Source organism: Candidatus Accumulibacter meliphilus (assembly GCF_036625345.1).
In the GTDB taxonomy this organism is placed as follows: Bacteria; Pseudomonadota; Gammaproteobacteria; order Burkholderiales; family Rhodocyclaceae; genus Accumulibacter; species Accumulibacter meliphilus.
Window position 1 is genome coordinate 160,157 of record NZ_JAZKTZ010000007.1, and the last position, 21,454, is coordinate 181,610.

General features: G+C 60.6%; 17 protein-coding genes and 4 pseudogenes. 17 read left to right on the forward strand and 4 right to left on the reverse strand.

The genetic code is table 11. The features are described 5' to 3' along the window. Nucleotides 1–167: 167 nt before the first annotated feature. Nucleotides 168–1,020, reverse strand: a pseudogene (locus V5B40_RS15635) (IS1595 family transposase); the annotation flags it as partial. A 336-nt stretch (nucleotides 1,021–1,356) separates the two neighbouring features. Between V5B40_RS15635 and V5B40_RS15640 the strand changes: the two are divergent. The 13 genes and pseudogenes from V5B40_RS15640 to V5B40_RS15695 all read left to right on the forward strand — a co-directional run bounded on the left by V5B40_RS15640 (nucleotide 1,357) and on the right by V5B40_RS15695 (nucleotide 16,303). Continuing rightward, complete coding sequence (locus V5B40_RS15640; RefSeq protein ID WP_332355339.1) at nucleotides 1,357–3,570, forward strand: helix-turn-helix domain-containing protein; 2,214 nt, start codon at nucleotides 1,357–1,359, stop codon at nucleotides 3,568–3,570. Nucleotides 3,571–3,599: 29 nt separating this feature from the next. Continuing rightward, nucleotides 3,600–3,977: pseudogene (locus V5B40_RS25305) on the forward strand (phage tail protein); the annotation flags it as partial. A gap of 292 nt (nucleotides 3,978–4,269) precedes the next feature. Next, a pseudogene (locus V5B40_RS25310) lies at nucleotides 4,270–4,425 on the forward strand (hypothetical protein); the annotation flags it as partial. 100 nt (nucleotides 4,426–4,525) lie between these two features. After that, on the forward strand, nucleotides 4,526–5,107 hold the full coding sequence (locus V5B40_RS15650; RefSeq protein WP_332355341.1) for a hypothetical protein: 582 nt from the start codon (nucleotides 4,526–4,528) through the stop codon (nucleotides 5,105–5,107). Nucleotides 5,108–5,110: 3 nt separating this feature from the next. Next, the gene (locus V5B40_RS15655; protein ID WP_332355342.1) at nucleotides 5,111–5,566 is read left to right on the forward strand and encodes a hypothetical protein; all 456 of its coding nucleotides are present in this window, start codon (nucleotides 5,111–5,113) and stop codon (nucleotides 5,564–5,566) included. Between the two features lie 307 nt (nucleotides 5,567–5,873). Continuing rightward, nucleotides 5,874–6,245, forward strand: coding sequence for a hypothetical protein (locus tag V5B40_RS15660; protein ID WP_332355343.1), 372 nt, complete (start codon nucleotides 5,874–5,876; stop codon nucleotides 6,243–6,245). Between the two features lie 61 nt (nucleotides 6,246–6,306). Then, a complete protein-coding gene (locus V5B40_RS15665) occupies nucleotides 6,307–6,513 on the forward strand; it encodes a helix-turn-helix domain-containing protein (RefSeq protein ID WP_332355344.1) in 207 nt (68 codons plus the stop codon). A 22-nt stretch (nucleotides 6,514–6,535) separates the two neighbouring features. Beyond that, nucleotides 6,536–8,173, forward strand: a pseudogene (locus V5B40_RS15670) (ATP-binding protein). Nucleotides 8,174–8,327: 154 nt separating this feature from the next. After that, nucleotides 8,328–11,108 carry a type I restriction-modification enzyme R subunit C-terminal domain-containing protein gene (locus V5B40_RS15675; RefSeq protein WP_332355509.1) on the forward strand — a complete coding sequence of 927 codons (2,781 nt, stop codon included), beginning with the start codon at nucleotides 8,328–8,330 and terminating at the stop codon, nucleotides 11,106–11,108. Next, nucleotides 11,108–12,703: a restriction endonuclease subunit S gene (locus V5B40_RS15680; protein WP_332355345.1), complete on the forward strand. Its 1,596-nt coding sequence runs from the start codon at nucleotides 11,108–11,110 to the stop codon at nucleotides 12,701–12,703. Before V5B40_RS15675 ends, V5B40_RS15680 begins: the two co-directional genes overlap by 1 nt. After that, nucleotides 12,697–14,091 carry an AAA family ATPase gene (locus tag V5B40_RS15685; protein ID WP_332355346.1) on the forward strand — a complete coding sequence of 465 codons (1,395 nt, stop codon included), beginning with the start codon at nucleotides 12,697–12,699 and terminating at the stop codon, nucleotides 14,089–14,091. Before V5B40_RS15680 ends, V5B40_RS15685 begins: the two co-directional genes overlap by 7 nt. Nucleotides 14,092–14,093: 2 nt before the next feature. Next, nucleotides 14,094–14,759, forward strand: a complete 666-nt coding sequence (locus V5B40_RS15690) for a hypothetical protein (protein ID WP_332355347.1) — start codon at nucleotides 14,094–14,096, stop codon at nucleotides 14,757–14,759. An 83-nt stretch (nucleotides 14,760–14,842) separates the two neighbouring features. Further along, nucleotides 14,843–16,303 carry a class I SAM-dependent DNA methyltransferase gene (locus V5B40_RS15695; RefSeq protein ID WP_332355348.1) on the forward strand — a complete coding sequence of 487 codons (1,461 nt, stop codon included), beginning with the start codon at nucleotides 14,843–14,845 and terminating at the stop codon, nucleotides 16,301–16,303. A gap of 614 nt (nucleotides 16,304–16,917) precedes the next feature. Here the strand turns inward: V5B40_RS15695 and V5B40_RS15700 are convergent. From V5B40_RS15700 to V5B40_RS15710, 3 genes are read right to left on the reverse strand one after another with little or no spacing between them, the layout of a single operon-like run. Continuing rightward, the gene (locus tag V5B40_RS15700) at nucleotides 16,918–17,259 is read right to left on the reverse strand and encodes a hypothetical protein (protein ID WP_332355349.1); all 342 of its coding nucleotides are present in this window, start codon (nucleotides 17,257–17,259) and stop codon (nucleotides 16,918–16,920) included. Beyond that, complete coding sequence (locus tag V5B40_RS15705; RefSeq protein WP_332355350.1) at nucleotides 17,256–18,218, reverse strand: recombinase family protein; 963 nt, start codon at nucleotides 18,216–18,218, stop codon at nucleotides 17,256–17,258. The genes V5B40_RS15700 and V5B40_RS15705 overlap by 4 nt, the downstream gene beginning before the upstream one ends. Then, nucleotides 18,193–19,026, reverse strand: a complete 834-nt coding sequence (locus V5B40_RS15710) for a DUF5677 domain-containing protein (RefSeq protein ID WP_332355351.1) — start codon at nucleotides 19,024–19,026, stop codon at nucleotides 18,193–18,195. Before V5B40_RS15710 ends, V5B40_RS15705 begins: the two co-directional genes overlap by 26 nt. Nucleotides 19,027–19,183: 157 nt before the next feature. On the opposite strand from V5B40_RS15710, the gene V5B40_RS15715 reads away from it, so the two are divergent. The 4 genes from V5B40_RS15715 to V5B40_RS15730 all read left to right on the forward strand — a co-directional run bounded on the left by V5B40_RS15715 (nucleotide 19,184) and on the right by V5B40_RS15730 (nucleotide 21,255). Next, entirely contained in the window at nucleotides 19,184–19,495 is a 312-nt protein-coding gene (locus tag V5B40_RS15715; RefSeq protein ID WP_332355352.1) for an integration host factor subunit beta, read from the forward strand. Between the two features lie 520 nt (nucleotides 19,496–20,015). Then, nucleotides 20,016–20,291, forward strand: a complete 276-nt coding sequence (locus tag V5B40_RS15720; RefSeq protein ID WP_332355353.1) for a type II toxin-antitoxin system Phd/YefM family antitoxin — start codon at nucleotides 20,016–20,018, stop codon at nucleotides 20,289–20,291. Next, nucleotides 20,291–20,626 carry a type II toxin-antitoxin system RelE/ParE family toxin gene (locus V5B40_RS15725; protein ID WP_332355354.1) on the forward strand — a complete coding sequence of 112 codons (336 nt, stop codon included), beginning with the start codon at nucleotides 20,291–20,293 and terminating at the stop codon, nucleotides 20,624–20,626. Before V5B40_RS15720 ends, V5B40_RS15725 begins: the two co-directional genes overlap by 1 nt. A gap of 299 nt (nucleotides 20,627–20,925) precedes the next feature. Further along, entirely contained in the window at nucleotides 20,926–21,255 is a 330-nt protein-coding gene (locus V5B40_RS15730) for a hypothetical protein (protein ID WP_332355355.1), read from the forward strand. Nucleotides 21,256–21,454 lie beyond the last annotated feature (199 nt).

A 21,454-nucleotide genomic window follows, 5' to 3' on the forward strand; every position in this document is an offset into this window, starting at 1 on the left:
GTAGTGAAGGTTTGATATTTGCTGCCGGATGATGGCTCCAGGCATATCTAACGAATAAGGATAGATCGTGCGCAGCCACGATCTGATCCGTTTGTTGGACGAGCCCGGGCCGGAGGGCTGAGCGCCCCTTCTGCAAATATCTTTGGCTCATTATGGGTTTCGGGTTGTTAGCTGAGGAGCAACCCCAAGAGGGATTCGAGAAGTCGCTTTCCGCGATTTTTGGCGTTGTGAACGAACTCGAAGAAGCCGAGGTAGAGAGGAAGACTTTCCTGGGAGATGCCGCGGTGAGGCCGCAGCCAGGAGCGCAGCAAGGACCAGAAGCCCTCGATGGTGTTGACGTGAACCTCATGGAAGCCGTCGCCGTCTTCATCGCGGGCGTACTCGCGGGCGCTGTGGCAGACGGTCTTGTGATTGTAGCCCCACTCAGGCAGACGGCCGTAGATGTCATACTCGTCGGTCAGCACTAGGGTGCCCGGCGCGATGGTGGCCTGGATCAGCGGTTGTATCATGACTTGGCGGACGTTTTCGAGCATGCGGATGACGACTTGACCGCCGCGCTGGATCATGCCGAAAACCGGAGGCTTCTCCTTGGCAAGCGTGCCGCGACCGCGAGCCCCCTTCAGGCGGTTTCTGCGGCCCTTACGGTGTTTTTTTTACTGCCAAAGGATGTCCCTTGTGCTCCGCCACCACATAGACCTCGTCACACTCAACGGTTCCCTGGAGCGCTGGGGCGGGCTTGCGACTGACTACCCCTTCTCGAAGTTGGGTCGCCATCTTCTGAACGTCGTCCTTGTTGAGGCCCAGTTCCTTGCCGATTTGCGTGTTCGACAGGTTCAACCCCATGAAATACAAACACAAGATCCAAGTGCGCAAGGGTAGGTGATGCCCTTCGAAGATCGTGTCGGTTAAGTCGTCAAAGTACCTTTCACAGGACTTACAGCGGTACCTCTGGCGATGTTCCTGGGTCTCATCGCGACCAAACTTGATAACGTGCTCGTCCGCACAATGCAGACCTCCCGGAACTTCGACTCAGACGCCCCGCTAACCGCATGATTCAAAGGCGTTATCGTCGTTTTTTGGACGTTCGCCAGGCCGGGAACGGAAAGCGTTTATTGGACAACACGGCCTATAGCCTATTGTAAATACGCAATAAGAAGTGCAATAAGCATAAATCTCATGCTAGAATCGCGTCAGGCAGCGGGGACCTGGGGGTGAGGGGTGACGCAGAGCGAGTTATTGGAACCAGCGGTTAAGCAGGAAGGCCGTTTCGACTTGGGCAGAGGCTATTGTCTGCACCTTCCGCGTGGCCCTCGCAGCCAGGGTGACCTTTATCATCATGGCAGTCTGAGCAAACGGGTGAATCTTGCCGACAAGGCCGAGCGGCGCCTCCTGGTGGTTGAGTTATTACAGAGGAAGCTGAACCAGACGCGCTTGGCCGAGGTGCTCAATCTCAGTCGCCAGACGCTCCACAACTATCGCGAGTGCTATCGGCTATTTGGGGTGACCGGCCTGCTGCATGGCTATAGTCCGAGCCGCAGCGTGAGCGAAGAACGGCAAGGTCGGCTGCATGTTGACAAACGCCGCCCCGGCTCCAAGGCCCGCGAACTCGAAGCTTTGCGGCGTGCCGAGAAGCGGCTGACCGCGGAAGTGACCCAAGAGGAACTCGCGTGGGATGGCGAAGCCGCGGCGCGGTGTGCGCTGGAGGAAGCGCCCCTCGAAGAGGTCGTGCGTGTCGATCAGCCGAGCCGCCAGACAGTCGCGGAGCAGGCCTCACCGGAACAGGTTCCCGCCGCAGTGATCGAGCTTCCCTATGCGGAACACCATGACTGGGAAGCCAGCCGCTATGCCGGCATTTTCCCTGTCTTGCTGGTCCTGATGAGCCAATGGCAGTGGATGCAACGGCTCTCCCAGCTGTTCGGGAACGGTTGGCGCATCTTCCAGGTGTTCGTGCTGATGGCGGTGCGTAACATCCGCTCCATCGAGCAGCTCAAACATGAGCGGCGCGAGGAGGCGGGACGGCTCCTGGGCTTGGGGCGGCTACCCGCTCTCGACACGCTGTGGTCCTGGTTCCATGACGTCGCCGGCAAGTCTCGGGCCGGTGCGCTGCTGAAGGCGTTTTTTGCCGATCAGATCCGCTGCGGCCTGGTCGCCACCCGGCTGTGGTTTACGGACGGTCATCTCTTGCCTTATACCGGACAGGACAAGGTGCATGCGGCCTGGAATACACAGCGGCGGATGCCGATGCCCGGACAGACCAATCTGGTCACTTGTGACGAACAGGGGCGCATCGTCTATTTCGACATTCAGGAGGGCAAGGGAGACCTGCGCGCCCAGATTCTGAGGCTTGGCGAGTATGCGCGACAACAGTCCCTGGGAACCCCGCCGGTACAGGTCTTCGACCGTGAGGGCGATGGGCTGGGCTTTTTCAGCGAACTCGTGCGCCGCCGCACCCCCTTCATCACTTGGGAGAAGAACGCCAATCCTGCGCGGCTCAGGGCCTTGCCGGCCGCAGACTTCACGCACAGCGTGTCGATGAACGGCACGGATTATCGCCTGCTCGAAGAGACCAAGGCGTGCCTCTACCCACCTAAAACCGATCCCGATCCCGATCCCGATCCCGACACCGGCATGGCCGAGCTGGCGCATACGTTCGACCTGCGTCGGGTGGTGTTGTGGAATTTGCGTACCAATCACCGCATCAGCGTGCTCTGCTGGGACGCTGACCTTCAGTGGTCGCCGCAAGAGGTGCTGACCGCGATGCTCAGTCGCTGGGGCGCCTCGGAGAACACTTTCAAACACATCAAGGGGCGTCATCCCTATCATTACCATCCGGGTTTCGGCTTGGCCGAGAGCGACAAACAGGACATCGCCAATCCCCAGATCAAAGGGCTTGCGCAGCAGATTGCGAGCACCCAGGGCCATCTCGCCAAGCTTTACAAGCAACAGGCCAAGACTCAACCCAGCTTCAATCGGGACGGAAGTGAGCGCCACAACAGTCGGCATCGGCGGCTTGCTGCGGCCATCGCCGTGAGCGAAACGCAACTCAAACAACTCCAGGCTGACAAGGCTCGCTTGCCCGAGCGCGTCAATGTCACGGGGCTGTCCGATTACCGCTCCTTCAACGCCATCGATAACGAGGGCAAGAATCTCTTCGACTTCGTCACGAGTTCCGTATGGAACGTGCGCCGCCAGCTTCTCGATTGGCTTGACGACAGCTATGCCAAGGATAGCGATCGGGTGGACCTGCTCTATGCGATTTTCAACTGCCATGGCTGGGTACGCAGTGACGAACACTGGGTGGTCGTTCGCCTGGAGCCGCTACAGCAACCCGCACGCCGTTATGCCCAAGAACAGCTGTGCCGTAAGCTCACTGGTCTCGGCGCCAGGATCCCCGGCGGAAAATGGCTGCGCATCGAGGTCGGCCATCGTCGGTTTTGTTCTTTCGACCCCGCCGAGTGCCTGCAGATAATCGGGCCTGCTCACCAGCGGCGACATCGATGTAACCGCGCTGACTCGCGTCGGTGCGCGGTTACCGCGTCGGCAGCATCGGCGCGATCCGGGCGGCGATAGAACCGCTGCAGGCGGCCTGGCCGTTCGACGTGGTTCAGCACGGGTATGTGATCCGCTTTGTTGTGCGCGGCGGGGCGTCGGTGGTCACGATTCCCGCGGCGGACCTCGACGCGCGGGGCGAAGGCCGACGCGCCGGGGTGCAGATCACGACCAGCCGGGAGATGGATTCGCAGCTGCCGCGACGGGTGACGGTGCAGCATCTGGATTACGACCGTGAGCACAACGCCGGCACGCAGTACGCCGAGCGTCTCAATACGGCGGCGATCAACGCGCTGGTGCTCGATCTGCCGATCGTGCTGACGGCGACCGAGGCGGCCGGCAAGGCGGAGGTGCTGCTCTATCTCTACTGGCTGGAGCGTTACGACGTAGCGGTGACGCTGCCGCCGACGTACAACCAGTTGGAGCCGGGCGACGTGGTGACGCTGGTCACGCCCGAGGGCAACGTCAGCCTGCGCCTGACGGCGATCCATTACACCAGCGACGGGCGGATTGCGTGCCAGGCGAAATACGCCAGCGCGGCGATCTACACGCCGACGGCGGTCGGTGCTTCGCCGGCGGTCAGCGGGACGACGACGATCACGCCGGTGGGTGCGTCGGTGTATGTGCTGATGGACGTGCCGATGGTCAGTAGCGCGCAGTCGGGGCCGTCGTTCCTGGTGGCGATGACGGTGCGCTGGCGGGTGGCGAGGCGGCGTGCTGATGCAGTCGACCGATGCCGGCAGCACCTGGGCGAGTCTGCAGGACTTCGGGCCACCGGGCTCGGCGCTGGGAACCTGCACCAACAGCATCGGGGTGGTGGAGCACCGGGTGATCGACAACGCCAGCGTGCTCAATGTGACGCTGACGCAAGGCGAACTATTCAGCGTGACGCAGCTGGCGATGCTCGGCGGAGCGAACCACTTTGCGTACGGGGCGACGGGCGCTGGGAGATCATCGCGGCGCAGATTGCACGCTGGTGAGCGGCACGAGCTACGTGCTGCAGAACCTATTGCTGCGCGGGCGGTTCGGCAGCGAGTGGGCGATGGGGCTGCACGCGGTCGGCGATGCGCTGGTGCTGCTCGACACCGCCGATGTCGCGGCCATCGCGATGAGTTCCGGGTCGATCGGCCTGTCGTACCTGTACCGCGGAGTGACCGTTGATCGTGACATCAGCACCGACGCCAACCGGGCCTTTGCGTACCAGGGGGTCAATCTCAAGCCGCTGTCGCCGATCGCGCTGACCGGGAACCGGGATCCTTCGAGCAACGACTGGTCGCTGACCTGGATTCGGCGCACGCGCGATGGCGGCGAGTGGCGGGACTACGTCGATGCGTCGCTCGGCGAGGCCACCGAGTCGTACGCCATCGACGTCTACGCCGACGGCAGCTACGCGGCGGTGAAGCGGACGATCACGGCGAGCGCGCCTTCCTGTGTGTATGCCAGCGCCGATCAGGTCAGCGACTTCGGCGCCAACCAGGCGACGCTGTATCTCAAGCTCTCTCAGATCTCGGCCACCGTTGGCCGGGGATATCCGCTCACCACGTCCATCACGAGGTAGACCATGGCCAGCAGCACCACCCATCTGGATCTCATCGCGCAATCGCAGTCGTCCAAGGAAGTGACGGCAAATGCGCTGTTCGACGCCGGCAGCCCGGCGACCTTGTTCGGGCGGCGCGCCAGTCTGTGCTCGGGGCTCAACTGGTTCTACTACGGCGGCGTGATGATGGTCGATGGCGTGCTGACCGCGATTAGCCAACAACGCGGCGGCGTTGGTGCTTTCGCCGAGCGCGACGAATTACATCGAGGCCACGCGCGCGGGCGTGGTGTCGAGGAATACCGTGGGCTTCACCGGCGGATCGATTCCGCTCTACACCGCCGTCACCGGGGCGTCATCGGTGACGAGCTACACCGATCAGCGGGCCTGGGTGGCGCCAGCGTACTTGCCCGGCAGGGCGAGTGTCGCGGTGGCGGCCGACGTAACGCTGACGGCGGCAGAGGCGCGATGCTCGGTACCTGACCACGACCGGCGTGCTCACGGGCAACCGCAGCGTGATCGTGCCGAACAGACTGGGAGGGCATCGTCTACTGCAGCAACAGCGGTGGCGTTTGCGACGACGTTCAAGACGGCAGCGGAAGCGGTGTAGTGGTGGCGCAGGGGAAACGTGCGCTGCTGCTGGCCGATGGATCCAACGTCGTTCGCGTGACGCCGGATACCTGACAGGCCACCTCGGCCGAACTCGCCGCGTCGAACACAACCCGTTTTCAACCACCGACCGCCCGAGGCACACGCCTTCGGCGGTCTTTTTTTGCATTGGAGAGTCATCGTGCCAGAACCAACCAGTAGTGGCGTCGCCGGGGCCGCGGCGTTCAAGGCGGCCGGAGGCGCGGCGGCCGGCGGAGCATTGCTCTCGGCCATCGTCGTGATGCTGATGACGCCGCCTCGCTCGACGCGCGAGTGGGCGGTGGGATTGATCAGCACCGTCGTCACCGGAATCGGTGGCGGTGCGATCGCCGTCCAGTATTTCCGGCTGCAGGAGTGGGTGGATTCGGTGACCGGGCTCGTGGCGCTCGGCGGCTTGATCTTCGGCTGCGGCCTGCCAGGGTGGGCGATCGTGCGCTGGGTCTTCAACTTCATCGAGAGAAACCGGGATGCGGGAATCGATGAGGTGGCCAAGGAAGTGAAGGAGGTGCTGTGATGGACCATTCATTGCGACTTTATGCGACTCAATCCTCAACCGCTGCTGCCAGAGTTCCGCCGTGAGTGAGCCATGGGTTTCAGTCGAGCAAATCGCCGCGCATCTCGGGGTGACGCGGGACTCGATTTATCGATGGATCGACAGTAAAGGTCTTCCGGCTCACCGGATTGGGCGGCTGTGGAAGTTCAAGATTTCCGAAGTGGATGGCTGGGTACGTGCCGCTGGTGCCGACGAAGGAAAAGGTCAGCCCGGAGGCGGCAGGCCATGAACAATAGATTGGGGGATGTCTCTTGAGTCAGGAAGGTCAACTCCTCGACCAGAAGTCCTTGCGGCAGTGACCGGCAAGACGGCCGACTGGAACGAGTTCGCCAAGGATTGCATTGCCTTTGCCAATGCAACGGGCGGTCGCCTGCTGCTGGGCATCGAGGATGAACAGGATGCGCAGCCGCCCTCAACAGTTATCCCTGCCGACCTGCCCGATGCCATCCGGCGCAAGATTGCTGAGCGCACCGTCAATGTCAGCGTGCTGCCGACGTGGTCACTTCGCCGAACGGCGGCCAGTACATCGATCTCGCATCCCACGGTCTATCGCCGTGGCATCCACCACCGATGGCCGCTACTTCCTGCGTGTGGCCGACCAAAGCAAGCCCGTTACCGGCGACGACGTGCTTCGGCTGGCCTCCGAACGTTCCGCGGCCTGCCGTGGGAAACGCAGACCACGCTGCAAGTTCCACGTGCCGACGCCGATCCGGCCAAGGTCGTGACAAACTGGTCAGCGCACTGCGAGCATCCGACCGCGTCAAGCCATCGGTGAAGGAAAAACCGACGACGAGTTGCTTGATCACTACCAACTCGCGCAGGGCACCTACCTCACCCACCTGGGCGTGCTCTGCCTTGGCCAACAGCATCATCGCGCCCAACTGACCACGGCACCGGTCATCCAGTTCATCAAGTACGACGAGCAAGGCCAGAAGGTCAACAAGCTGGTGTGGGATGACCATACGCAAAGCCCGATGGAACTGATCGAAGCTGTCTGGCTGGAAGTGCCCGACTTCCGCGAGCGCTACGAACTGCCCGATGGCCTGTTTCGCCAGAACGTGCCCGCCTTCGATGAAGTCGTGGTGCGCGAACTGCTGGTCAATGCCCTGGTGCACCGCCCCTACACCCAGCGCGGCGACATCTTCCTGAATCTGCACCCGGACCGCTTGGAAGTGGTCAACCCCGGCCCGCTGCCACTGGGCGTCACGCCGCAGAACGTGCTGCACACCACGGTGCGCCGCAACGAGCATCTCGCCCGCCTGTTTCACGACCTCAAGTTGATGGAGCGCGAAGGCAGCGGCTTCGACAAGATTTTCGAGGTGCTGCTCTCGCAAGGCCGCCCAGCACCGGAGCTGATCGAAACGCACGACCGTGTTCAGGTCACCGTGCGCCGCCGCATCCTCAAGCCCGAGGTGATCGACTTCATCGCCAAGGCCGACCAGACCTACCAGCTCACCCAGCGCGAGCGCATCGCCCTGGGCCTGCTGGCCCAGCACGACGCACTGACTGCCCGCGAGCTGGCCACCACGCTGGAACTGTCATCTGTCGATGCACTGCAGCCATGGCTCAAACGCCTGCTGGACTGGCATCTGGTGCAGAGCGCCGGCCGCACCCAGGCCACGCGCTATTTTGTTGATCCGAGCCTGCTGCGCAGCCTCAACTTCACCGGCGAGACCACCCTCAAGCGCATTGAGCCGCACCGCTTGACGGCACTGGTGCTTGAAGACCTGCAGCGCTACCCCGAGTCCGCCATCGGCAACATCCACCGGCGCATCGGTCGCGAGATTCACCCCAAGCAAGTCAAACGCGCGCTGGAAGACTTGATCGGGCGGGGGGCGGTGCGCTTCGAAGGCAACTACCGCTGGCGGCGGTACTGGGCGGTGTCATGAACCGGCTATCGGACAACTTGCGCCATATCGGCGATTGCTGGGCGATAGCCGGTGGGCGATACGCCGGCACCGGCCCCATCAATCAAAGAGTTGTATTGCCCTTGCACCGTGCGTCGTGGGCGATAGACGCGTACGGAGCACAGGAGGAACACGCATGACGCCGGAAACCAAGGCACGCCAGCAGATTGACCAGAAGCTGGGGCAGGCCAGCTGGGTCATCCAGGACATGAAGCAGCTCAATTTGGCGGCAAGCCTGGGCGTAGCCGTGCGCGAATACCCCACCGATAGTGGCCCGGCCGACTACGTGCTGTTCGTCAGCCGCCATGCGGTGGGCGTGATTGAAGCCAAGAAGGACAGCGCGGGCGAAAACCTGACCGCGGCGGAAGCTCAAACCGAGCGCTACGCCACCGCCAATCTCAAATGGCGCAAGGACAACACACCCCTGCGCTTCCTGTTCGAGGCCACCGGCCAGATCATCCGCTTCACCGACAACGCCGACCCCGCGCCGCGTTCGCGCGAAATCTTCCACTTTTTCAAGCCGGAAACGCTGGCCGCCTGGCTGGCGCAGCCTGACACCCTGCGCCGACGCCTGGCCGAGCAAATGCCCGTGCTGCCTGAAAGGAACCTGCGCTACTGCCAGATCAGCGCCGTCACCGGGCTGGAGAGGTCTCTTGCGCTGAACAAACCCCACGCCCTCGTGCACATGGCCACCGGCGCAGGCAAGACCTTCACCGCCATCACCTCGGTCTATCGCCTGCTCAAGTTCGGCGGCGCCAAGCGCATCCTGTTTCTGGTCGATACCCGCAACCTCGGCAAACAGGCCCATCAGGAATTCATGGCCTACACACCGCCGGATGATGGCCGCAAGTTCACCGAGCTCTACAACGTGCAGCGGCTGGCCTCACCCAACATCGACCCGCACTCGCAGGTGTGCATCAGCACCATCCAGCGCATGTACTCCATCCTGAGCGGCGAGCCGATTGACGAATCGGCCGAAGACGTGTCACTCAACGAAGTGCAGCAAACCGACAAACAGGAAAAGTTCGTCCGCTACAACCCGGCCGTGCCGGTGGAAACCTTCGACTTCATCATCATCGACGAGTGCCATCGCAGCATCTACAACCTGTGGAAGCAGGTGCTCGACTACTTCGATGCCAGCCTGATCGGTCTCACCGCCACGCCCGACAAGCGTACCTTCGGCTTCTTCAACGAGAACATCGTCGCCGAATACACCTACGAGCAGTCCGTGGCCGATGGCGTCAACGTCGGCTACGACGTGTATGAGATCGAAACCGAAATCACCCAGAAAGGCGCCGAGCTCAAGGCCAAGGAATGGGTGGACCACCGTGACCGCCAAACCCGCAAGAAACGCTGGGGCGAAACCGAAGAAGACACAGCTTACACCGGGAGGGAGCTGGACCGCTCGGTGGTCAACGTGAGCCAGATCCGCAAAGTGATCCAGGCCATGAAAACCGCCGTGGAAACGCAGATCTTCCCCACGCGCAAAGAGACGCCCAAGACCCTGATCTTTGCCAAGACCGACAGCCACGCCGACGACATCATCAACATCCTGCGCGAGGTCTACGGTCGAGGGAACGCCTTCTGCAAGAAGGTCACCTACCGCGCCGAAGAAAACGCCGAAAGCATCCTCAGCAGCTTTCGCAACGACTACAACCCGCGCATTGCCGTCACCGTGGACATGATCGCCACCGGCACCGACGTCAAGCCGTTGGAAGTGCTGCTCTTCATGCGAGACGTGCGCAGTAAGGGCTACTACGAGCAAATGAAGGGCCGGGGCGTGCGCAGCCTGGATGGCGACAGCCTCAAGCGCGTCAGCAACAGCGCAGAAGGCGCAAAGACCCGCTTCGTGCTTATCGACGCCGTGGGTGTGGAGAAATCCCTCAAGACCGAAAGCCGCCCGTTGGAGAAGAAGCCCGGTGTGGCGCTGAAAGACCTGTTGCAGGGCGTGGCGATGGGCAGCCGCGACGACGACACCGTGCTCTCGCTCGCCAACCGCCTGGTGCGTCTGGCCAAACAACTGGACGACAAGGCGCAGGCGCGCGTCGAAAAGGCCAGCGGTGGTATCCCGATGGCTGAACTGGGTAAGGGTCTGATTGCCGCGCTGAACCCCGATGCCATCGTGCAAGCCGCGCTGGCTACGGCCAAAGCCAAGGGCATCACCCGCTCTGAAGACACCCTCCTGCCGGAAGAGATTGAAGCCGCCCGCGCCGAACGCGTGGCCGCCGCCTGCGTCCCGTTCGACCAACCCGCTTTACGCGACGAGATCGAAAGTGCCCGTCGCGAGCGCGAGCAGATCATCGACCACATCAACCTGGATCAGGTGACCTTCTCCGGGTTTTCCGAGCAGGCCGAAGCGCAGGCCAAAGCAGTGATTCAAACCTTTGCCGATTACTTGAAGCAGCACAAGGACGAAATCGCCGCGCTGGACTTTTTCTACCAGCAGCCCTACCAGCGCCGAGCACTCACCTTCGATATGATCGAAGACCTGCACGAGCGCCTGAGCAAGCCGCCACTGATGCTCACCACGGAGCGCCTGTGGAGCGCCTACGCCCGCGTGCAGGCCACCCAAGTGAAAGGCAGCGACAGCAAACGCCAGCTCACCGATCTGGTGTCACTAGTGCGCTTCGCCCTGGGGTTGGACGGTGAGCTCAAACCCTTCGCCGACGAAGTGGACAAGCGCTTCCAAGCCTGGATCTTCCGCCACAACGCCCAGCGCGGCACTGCCTTCACGCCGGAGCAGACTGAGTGGCTGCGCCTGATGAAAGAGCACATCGCCAGCAGTTGCAGTATCAGCCGCGACGACTTTGATTACGCCGAACTGGCCGACAAGGGCGGGTTGCAGAAGGCCTGGGGGCTGTTTGGCAAGGAGCTGGATGGGCTGATGAGTGAGATGAGTGAGGAGTTGGTGGCGTAATGAGTGACTTCAGCGAAGAGGCAATGCAGAACTACCCATTTGCGGAAGCATCTCCACCATCGAATTGGGAGAGGGTGGCGCTGGCTGAAATTGCGATCGATGTGAGCCCAGGGTTTGCCAGTGGAAAGCACAATTCCGATGGTTCCGGCGTACCACATCTGCGTCCTATGAACGTGGGCCGTGACGGGCAGATCGATCTCAGCGTTGTCAAATCAGTAGCCGAGAGCAATGGCGTTGAGCTTAGGTTGGATGACGTTCTTTTTAACAATACAAACTCTGCTGCGCTTATTGGAAAGACCGCAGTCGTCTCTCGACGAGAAGCGGGATTTGCGTTTTCAAATCATATGACTCGAGTGCGCCCTGAAAGTGGTATCGCCCCGGTCTTTGTGGCCAGACAACTTCACTTTCTGTGGATGTCAGGGTACATGAAGCATCGGTGTACCAACCACGTGAATCAGGCGAGCATCTCGTCGAAAACCTTAGCGAATACGATTCCAATTCTCTTGCCGCCATCTGCGGAACAAGTCCGCATCGTCGCAAAACTCGAAGAACTGCTCTCCGACCTCGATGCAGGCGTGGCCGAACTAAAGGCGGCGCAGAAGAAGCTCGCGCAATACCGCCAATCGCTCCTGAAAGCCGCCGTGGAAGGCGCACTCACCGCCGAGTGGCGCACGCAAAACGCACCCGCCGAGACCGGCGCGCAACTGCTGGTGCGCATCCTCACTGAACGCCGTGCACGCTGGGAAGCCAAGCAGCTCGCCAAGTTCAAGGAGCAAGGCAAAACCCCGCCCACGAACTGGCGGAACAAATACCTCACGCCGGTGCAGCCGGACACCACCGAATTGTCGGACTTGCCGGAGGTGTGGGCCTGGGCGAGTGGCGAGCAACTTTGCGAGTTCATCACGAAGGGAACGACGCCCCCGAAGGGCCTGGATTTTGGCGGGCAGAAGACGATTCCATTTCTGCGTGTCACAAACCTTACGTATCGTGGCGAGCTTGATTTGGCTGACGAAGTCTTTGTATCTGTGGAGACGCATCAGGGCTTCTTGGCTCGCTCGACGGTCTATCCCAACGATGTGCTGATGAACATCGTTGGCCCGCCACTTGGGCAGGTTGCCATGGTGCCATCAACTTTTGCAGAGTGGAATATCAATCAGGCCATCGCGATATTTCGCGCCGTTGAGGGTGTGCTGCCGTGGTTCGTCTGTCGCTATCTGCTATCGCCTGTGGCTCAGCAGTGGCTCAAAGCTCGGTCCAAGACAACGGCGGGGCAGACCAATTTAACGTTGGAGGTGTGCCGTAGCTTGCCGTTTCCGCTGCCCCCGCAAGACGAGCAGCAAGCGCTTCTCGTCGATATTGAAATAGCCATGAATTCGATAGTGAGCCAAGAGCAAGCCATAGACTACGCCTTCAAACAATCCACCGCCCAACGCCAGAACATCCTGCGTGCCGCCTTCGCTGGCCATCTGGTGCCGCAAGACCCGAACGACGAACCGGCCAGCGAGTTGCTGGCGCGCTTACGCTCAGAGCGGCTGGATCGTTCATCATCCCGTGCCGACAAGCGACCCCGTACACGGAAGGACTCGACATGCTGACTCGCCTGGAAGTTGATGGATTCAAGAGCTTCGAAAATATGGTCATCGACTTGGCGCCCTTCACGGTGGTCGTAGGTAACAACGCGGCCGGTAAGAGCAACCTGTTCGACGTGATTCAATTGTTGGCGAGTCTGGCCACGCGGGACGTATCGGAAGCTGTCAAGGACATGCGCGGCGAGCCGCTCGAGCTATTTCGCCAGACCTCGGAGGGGCGTTCCCGTCAGATACGCCTGGCCGCGGAAGTGTTGGTTGATGCCATGGTGCGCGACCCCTGGGGGAGCGAGGTGAAGCTCTCTCACACGCGCATGCGCTACGAAGTCACCCTGGAACGCCGCGAAATCAAACCGGGCATCGAACGTATCCAAGTGGCCCATGAAGCGGTTATGCCGATCATACGTAAGAAGGACCGTTGGGCCGAGTCGCTGCAGCCCTCCAAGGGTTTTCGCGCCACCCATCTCAAATACACCCGACAAAAGCCCTGGCTGACGACGGAAGATCGGCTGGAGGGGCTGACCTTCAGCGTGCATCAGGACGGTAAGCAGGGACGCAACCGGCCGGCCAGTGCGGCAGAAGCAACCGTGCTCTACAGCATCACCAATGCAGAGTTTCCACATCTGTTCGCCTTGCGCGAGGAAATGCGCTTTTGGCGCTTGCTGCAACTCGACCCGGCGCTGCTACGCCGGCCGGTGCCGGCGACGGCCGCCGATGTGCTGAATGCGGATGGGTCGAACCTAGCCGCAGTTCTGGCACAGTTGAAGGCCGAGACAGCGACGGAAATGCATCCCGGTGGCGCGCTAAGCGATATCGCGGCGGAGCTGAACAATCTGATTCCGGGCATCGCCAAGCTGGACGCGGATCTACATGAGGCAAGCCGTGAATACCGCATCGAACTCACCATGCGTGACGGCTTGCCTTTCTCTTCTCGGGTGATTTCCGACGGCACCTTGCGGGTGCTGGCCCTGCTGACGCTGTTGCATGACCCTCGCCATCGGGGGTTGATCTGCTTCGAGGAACCGGAAAATGGCGTCCACCCGGCACGCATCAAGCAACTGGTGCAGCGCTTACGGGACATGGTGACCGATCCGCGCGAGTCCCTCGCCGATGACCTGTCGGTTCCCTTGAGCCAGTTGCTGCTCAACAGCCATTCACCGGTAGTGCTGTCCGCGTTGTTGGACAAGGAGTGGCATGCCACCGATGGCTTCATTTTGTTTGCCGATACCGCGACCGTCAGTGATCCCGCAAAGAATGAGCAGCGCCGCCGGACTCGGCTGCGTCCGGTACGGCCCAAACCCCAGCTCTCGCTGTTCAGTGGCGACGAAGTGCCCCAGGGGTTTGTCTCGGATTACGAAGTCAGGAAAGTCCTGGAAACCGTGACCACGGAGGGCTGAGCATGCATTACCTCGGTCTTGCCCTCTACGCTGAAGGTCCCACGGATTACTACTTTCTCTGTCCTTTGCTGCGACGGCTTTGCGAGGATATCTGCGCACAGGAGGCCAACCAGTCGGTGGAGGTCACCGATGTCCTGCCCTTGGACCATCCTGTCACGTCCGGCGAAGCATCTCGCGAAATTCGTATTCGGGATGCCGCCAGATTGGCGGGCGGAGCGTGGCGGATTATCTTTGTTCATGCAGACGGTAGTGGCGATCCCGGCAGGATGCGCGAGCAGCTGGCACAACCCGCGCTTGACCTGTTGCGGCAGGAATTCCAGGGGAAGGGGCTGGGGGTTGCGGTGATCCCAGTTAGGGAAACCGAGGCTTGGGCGATTGCTGATGGGGATGCCTTGCGTCGTGTTTTTGGTACCACCATCATTGATAAAGACATGGGGCTGCCAAGAACGGCCAAGGCTCTGGAATCAGATGCCGACCCCAAGGCGACCCTAGACAACGCTTTCAGCGTGACCCTGCCTCCGGGACGACACAGGCGACAGGGTGTTTCGCCATTGTTGAATGCGCTTGGCGAGCAAGCTAGCCTGCAGCGACTGCGCGATCTGGTCGCGTTTGCCTCCATGGAAACTGAGTTGAAGCAGGCGCTCAAACAATTGCATGTCCTGGATTGACCGTTCTTGTTTCCCCCGGGGTAGACAGGGAAATTACCCGCGATTGCCGGTGATCGCCCAAATCGAATAGGCATTAACTCGTCATGAACACATCCACCCTCGTCCAGAAGGTCTGGAATTTCTGCCACACCCTGCGCGATGACGGCGTCGGGTACGGAGATTATCTGGAGCAGCTGACCTACCTGCTGTTCCTGAAGTTGGCGCACGAATACGCACAGGAGCCCTACAACCGCGACACCCATATTCCCAAGGGCTACGATTGGGCGAGCCTGACCTCCAAGGTGGGCGAGCCGCTGGAGGCGCATTACTTGGCTACGCTGCACAAGCTGGGGCAGGAGCCGGGGATGCTTGGCGCCATTTTCTTCAAGGCCCAGAACAAGATCCAGGATCCGGCCAAACTCTCGCGCCTGGTGCAGCTGATCGACGCCGAAAGCTGGATCAGCCTAGGTGCCGACACCAAGGGGGATCTGTACGAAGGCCTGCTGCAGAAGAACGCGGAAGACACCAAGAGCGGCGCGGGCCAGTATTTCACGCCGCGTGCTCTGATCGAAGCGATGGTGGCCTGCGTGCGGCCGGAGCCGATGAAATCGATTGCCGATCCCGCTTGCGGTACCGGTGGTTTTTTTCTGGGCGCCTACAACTGGCTGACTCGCCCCGGCGCCAAGCTGGACAAACGCCAGAAAGAGTTCCTGCGCGACAAGACATTTCACGGCAACGAGATCGTGCCCAACACGCGCCGCATGTGTTTGATGAATCTCTTCCTGCACAGCATCGGTGAGCTCGATGGCGAACCCTTGGTAGAGCGCTCGGATGCCTTGATCGCCGAGTCCAGGCTCAAGGTGGACTACGTGCTGGCCAATCCGCCCTTCGGCAAGAAGAGCAGCATGACCATCACCAATGAAGAAGGCGAGGAAGACAAGGAGGCGCTGACCTACGAGCGGCAAGACTTCTGGGAAACTACCTCGAACAAGCAGCTCAACTTCTTGCAGCACATCGTCAGCATGTTGAAAGCGAATGGCAAAGCGGCGGTGGTCTTACCGGACAACGTGCTATTTGAAGGTGGCGCCGGCGAGAAGATCCGACGCAAGCTGCTGGAGAACTGCGATGTGCACACCGTGCTGCGGTTGCCCACAGGCATTTTTTACGCGCAAGGCGTGAAGGCGAACGTGGTGTTCTTCGACGCCAAGCCCAAAGACGGCCATATCCACACCAAGGGGCTCTGGTTCTACGACTTGCGCACCAACAAGCATTTCACGCTGAAGACACGCACTCTCAAGCTGGACGACTTGCAGGATTTCATCACCTGCTACAACCCGGAAAACCGCCACGAGCGCGTCGCCACCGAACGTTTCAAGTTGTTCAGCTACGAAGACCTGATGGCCCGTGACAAGGCCAGTCTCGATATCTTCTGGTTGAAAGACGACAGCTTGGACAACCTCGACGATCTGCCGCCGCCGGATGTTTTGCAGCAGGAGATCATTGAGCACCTGGAGGCCGCATTGGCTTCATTTCGAGATGTCGCTGCCGGATTGCGGGGTAAGTGATTCACGGTGCTGGCGAACTGCCGACTGCCCTTCGGCGGTTCCGTGACACCGTGTAGGCCCAACTCTCTGGAATTTCTGGATCGTTGCCCACCAGCCCGCGCCAGTGCTCATAAGCTCGGGAGGCCAGTCGGCACCGCCATACGACTCACCGTCTGCCCTCGATGTCGACATCGGGCTGGCGGTGAAGGTGCTGAATGGCCTGCCGAACGTTTCCGCTCTTGTTCTCACCAGCACTCACATGCCCCGATAGCGAGTTTGTTTCCAGGGAACCACGCACCACCAGACACGAAGCCCCTTCCGTTCTCGGTCGGGGCTTTTTGTTGCCCGCAACGCCAGTGTTGGCGGGGTTTCCAGCAGGATGCGTTGGCTCGACCTGTGGTCTCGGGCGCGTTTTCGTGCCCTGCGCGGCCCCGATTCCTCTCTATTCTCCGTTTATCCTTCGGGTAGCCGAAGGATTGGGTCGTTGTTTTTATTGTGTTTTTTGACCACCAGTTGTGAATCAACAATGCCTACCGGCGGGGTTTCAAACTCGCATTACGTGTCGAGCCCGCCGAACACCTCCCGCTGCGCATCCCAATCCGCCGGCAGCTCGTGGTTCTTCAGCCATGCAAGGGTCAAGGTTTTCGGCTGCTGCCCCGCGAGCAGGGCCGGACCGTTTCCGGCGACAGCAACATCAGCCGTAGCAGTTCATTGACGGAGCTCTGATTGAGTCCCTCCTGGCGCGCGATCTCGGCCCCGCTGCTGACTCGCCCCTCGTCGAGCAACCGCTGCCAGTGGAATGCACGCGACAGCGCCGTGAGGATTGGCGTGTGGTGCTCCGCTGCCGAATCGGAAGAAGTCGACGCCGGTATCACGACCTTGCGCCCGCCGCTTCGCCTGATGTGAAGCGGAATTAAGGTCGTCAGCTTCGCACCCTGCTGCTGGACGGCTGCGCCCGTTTGAATGATCTTCGTCATGTCAAGCACTCCTGCAGTTGCTCGAACTCCGCCAACTCCGCGCCAATCGTGCCAGGCAGCATCTCACCCACCAGGGTGGCCCATCCGATATCCCGCCAGACAATTTCGATTCCTTCGTTACGCAGGGTCACCCGCTCGATCAGCAAGTTGACGATGCGCTGGCGCTCGGCCGGAAAGAGTTGGTCCCATACGTCTTCAAGGTGTCGCAGGGCCAGCACCACTTCCGGCTCGGTCACTTCTGGCGTTGTCGCCGCGACCGTGTCGCATACCGACTGCACCACCTCTGGCGCCCTCAGCGCGGCGTAGACTTGGGCGAGCACCAACTGCTCGATGGGCTCCGCCGGTAGCCTGCCGGCGCCCGTGGCCTTGGCGCCGAAGCGCACCTTGCGGATCGGTGCGTAATAGCGATACAGCTTGCCATTGGCCTTGCGGGTAAAGGCGGGCTGGAAACGTTCGCCGTCCTGCGTATAGAACAGGCCGAGCAGCAAGGCCTCGGGCTGACGGCGCCGCAAGGTCTCCGATGCGCGCTGCCGATTGTTCTCCGCCAGGATGATGGCATGGACGGCATCCCAAAGACCTCGATCGATGATGGCCTGGTGCTGGCCGGGGTAATACTTCTCCTTGTGGAGGATCTCGCCCAGATAGATGCGGTTGTGCATCATCTTGTAGAGCATCTGCTTGAAGATCGGCCGCCCCGATTTGGTGGTCTGGCCATCGGCGGTGAGATCCCGCACCATATCGGTCGTCGAGCGACAACGCGTGAATTCGGTGAAGATGCGCCGGACCAGACGGGCCTCGACTTCATTGACCACCAGCAGCCGGCTCTCCACGTCGTAGCCCAAGGGCAACGAGCCATCCATCCACATGCCCTTACGTTTGCTGGCGGCGATCTTGTCGCGGATCCGTTCGCCGGTGACCTCACGCCTGAGTCGTTCACGTCCCACCGCTCTCGTCGCCACCAGATTTCCGCGGATCGACGCAGCCGCTAACAAGACGCTTGAACATGTTTTCTACGCGCTGCCGAAGTTGCTCCAGAAGGGGCGCACGGTCTAAGTTGAACATGGTTGCAACGGTATGGGCGGCCATCAGCATGTGGTCGGTCGCGGGAAAGAGCAGCGTAGAAGGTCGGTCGGGTTCGGGCCCCCAATAGAAACCATCGACATCCCCATCAGCGTCGAGCGCGATATTTCTTTCCAGGTCTTTGGCGACGTGATGGGCTGCCTCTGACAGGAACGCATAGTCCGTCAGGTAAAGGTCGTTCAGCTTCGCGGCTTGCGCGTATCGTCCAGGCCCAAGATGGGTGACACACTTCGTCGAGCACTCCAGTTCAGCGACGCTCTGATCTACTACTTCAGGGGTCAGTTCGGGAGCCAACGCAGCACGAAGCTTTGGATTGAGCTTCTTGATGTTCTTGAAGATATCTCGGCGGCGATGCTCATCGTTCTTGATGTAGTCCTCGACAAGCGTAGGCTGATTGCAAATCGCGCCCAGTACAAACAGCGCTTGAAGCATGGCTCGGCGCGTCGCCAGACCTTCGGTGTACATACCGCGCTCAGCCAGAACCATCAGGGCCTCGAAGGCTCCAGTGACCCGTCGGTACAGCAACGCTGCGAGCAACAATCGTTTGTCCCCACGCGGGACGTGTAGGTCATGCATCAAGTCACCAGCGTACGCACCGACATCGTCGGCGAGCGCAAACCACTCTGGCTCGCGTGCACGCACCTGAGCGATCGTTCGTAGTGAGTCAACACCGAGGTAGCGGTTCATGCTGATGACGTGGTGACTGAGGAAGAAGCAGGATACACCCTGGGTCCGTTCCGGTGAGTACAAGACCTGGAGAAGAAGTCCAAGGTTAGGTGTTTCTGTGGTCAGCCTTGCCCGGCAATGTCAGGCACCCCAAGCTGCCGACGGTAGAATGCGCCCTATGACCCGCGCTGATCTGATCGCCACCATCGCATCCCGCTTTCCTGCGCTGACGGTGAAGGATGCCGACATCGCCGTAAAGGAAATCCTTGACGCCATCGGGCGCTCCCTTGCACAAGGAGATCGAGTCGAAATCCGTGGTTTCGGAGGTTTTCGGCTGAACTACCGTCCAGCGAGAACCGGGCGCAATCCAAGAACCGGGGTCACGGTTCCGCTGCCCGCGAAATATGCACCCCACTTCACGGCTGGTAAGCAACTGCGGGAACGCGTCGAGGTGTCAGTCAGGAACACACCACTTCAGCAGGCGGCCTGACCACACCCTTCCATGCCTGACGCCCCCGCCGAACTTGACCACCTCGCCAGCCTCGTTGAACGCGTAGCCTTCCACAACGAGCACAACGGTTTCTGAGTTCTGCGCCTCAAGGTGAAGGTTGAGCGCGACAGCCGATCACCTTGATTGGCCAAAAACCCCATTACCCGGACAGATACGCTTCGCCCGCCCTTGACCGCGTCCTCAACGCCGGCGCGGACACCGGCAACATCACGGCTCTGGATCGCGGAGCACCTCGGCTGGCGGCGGTGGTCAGCGGCTTGTTCCACACGAAACGGCATAGAGCCAGAAAAACCAGCTTTACATCAACGGCTCGAAGAACACCCGGTTTCACGCCAGCGGATGGCGGCCAGTTTCAGGTTGGCCGCGACACGCGCAGAGGTACCGGTTACGCAGTCGGAACATCTGCGCTTTGGTTGGGTGCGCGAGCGGATTGATCAGCTGTTGCAGCAAGACTGAATAAGGACTATATTAAGTCTCCATTGTATCGAGGAGGCAGGCCGTGCGCTACTCGTCTCAAATCAAACCCATCAGTTACCTCAAGGCAAACGCCGCCGAAGTCTTGGCTCAGCTGACGGAGGGGCGAGAGCCGCTCGTCATCACCCAGAATGGCGAAGCCAAGGCGGTCATTCAGGATGTCGCTTCCTACGAAGAAACACAGGAAACCTTGGCGCTGCTGAAAATTCTCGCTCTGGGTAATGCGGAAATCGAAGCTGGGAAAGTGAAGCCCGTGGGTGATGTTGTCGCAAGGTTGCGGGCCAAACCGGCAGCCAGGTAATGGCTGGGCCCAAGTACGAGGTAGTGCTGACCGCGGGTGCCGAGCAGGATCTCGAATCGATTTACGGCTACATCGCTGAATTCGACTGCAAGGCCAATTCCGATTACGTCCTTGATCGTTTGTTGGAGGTTGTAGAGAGCCTGACTGCCTTCCCGGAGCGTGGTGCCTACCCCAAGGAACTGGTTGCCCTCGGCATCCGGGATTATAGGCAGACCGCCTTCAAGCCCTATCGAGTGATCTACCGCGTCATGGGTCAGAAGGTCTTCATTTATGTGATCGCCGATGGTCGGCGGGACATGCAATCGTTACTTGCGCGCCGTCTGCTCGGGGCCTAACGGCCGAACGCAGTCTTCCGCAGCTACCCGCACCAGTACTCACACGCCCCGATAGCGAGTTTGTTTCCAGGGAACCACGCACCACCAGACACGAAGCCTCAGCCGTTCTCGGCTGGGGCTTTTTGTTTGTCTCGACGCCACCGTACAGGTGCTGATCGATCAAAAAGCCAAGCGTCCACCACCAAAAACAGGGGACTTGAGAAATGGAGTAAGCATCGCGCCGCCTCCCCCTTGGCGCATGATGCACAAATCACCGCTGCTTGCATTTGACAGCTTGGGCCATCGCAAAGCCTCAAGCGTTGGCCGTTGATGCGGCCTCCTGTTACGATGCGCTCACCGCCTGCGAACAAGCCAATACAGTAGAGCTAGCCCCGGTCGAAGCAGTGCTGCTGCGCAGCCTGGACTTTGTTGGCGGCACCACACTCAAGCGCATCAAGCCGCTCCGGCTACTGGCTCTGATTGTGGAAGATGTTGGGCGCTACCCGCAGTCCAGGATTGGTGATATTCACCAGCGCAGCGGTCTGGAGATTCCGCGTTCGCGTATCCGGCGCGGTATCGAACAGCTGCTCAAAGATGGCAAGCTGCACTCAGAGGGGATACGAAGTGGGACACGCTACGGTCTTCCGTAACTTGGCTCAAAACTCGGCTTATCGGCCAGACCTGGGCCAAGCTGACGCGTCAAACAGCACGAGAACCTGTCGCAAGCGTTTGTCAGGGCGTCATTTTCTGTTTGCTCCGGTTGCAGTGCTTGCGCCAAGCCAATGGGCAAAATGAGAACGATTCTGATCAGCAGCAAGACACGGGGTAGACGAGACCACATGCCGTATC

Coding starts and splice junctions, on each gene's coding strand:
- V5B40_RS15655 (WP_332355342.1), top strand. CDS start 5,111: ATGGCCAGCAGCACCACCCATCTGGATCTCATCGCGCAATCGCAGTCG.
- V5B40_RS15675 (WP_332355509.1), top strand. CDS start 8,328: ATGACGCCGGAAACCAAGGCACGCCAGCAGATTGACCAGAAGCTGGGG.
- V5B40_RS15680 (WP_332355345.1), top strand. CDS start 11,108: ATGAGTGACTTCAGCGAAGAGGCAATGCAGAACTACCCATTTGCGGAA.
- V5B40_RS15685 (WP_332355346.1), top strand. CDS start 12,697: ATGCTGACTCGCCTGGAAGTTGATGGATTCAAGAGCTTCGAAAATATG.
- V5B40_RS15690 (WP_332355347.1), top strand. CDS start 14,094: ATGCATTACCTCGGTCTTGCCCTCTACGCTGAAGGTCCCACGGATTAC.
- V5B40_RS15695 (WP_332355348.1), top strand. CDS start 14,843: ATGAACACATCCACCCTCGTCCAGAAGGTCTGGAATTTCTGCCACACC.
- V5B40_RS15700 (WP_332355349.1), bottom strand. CDS start 17,259: ATGACGAAGATCATTCAAACGGGCGCAGCCGTCCAGCAGCAGGGTGCG.
- V5B40_RS15710 (WP_332355351.1), bottom strand. CDS start 19,026: ATGAACCGCTACCTCGGTGTTGACTCACTACGAACGATCGCTCAGGTG.
- V5B40_RS15715 (WP_332355352.1), top strand. CDS start 19,184: ATGACCCGCGCTGATCTGATCGCCACCATCGCATCCCGCTTTCCTGCG.
- V5B40_RS15725 (WP_332355354.1), top strand. CDS start 20,291: ATGGCTGGGCCCAAGTACGAGGTAGTGCTGACCGCGGGTGCCGAGCAG.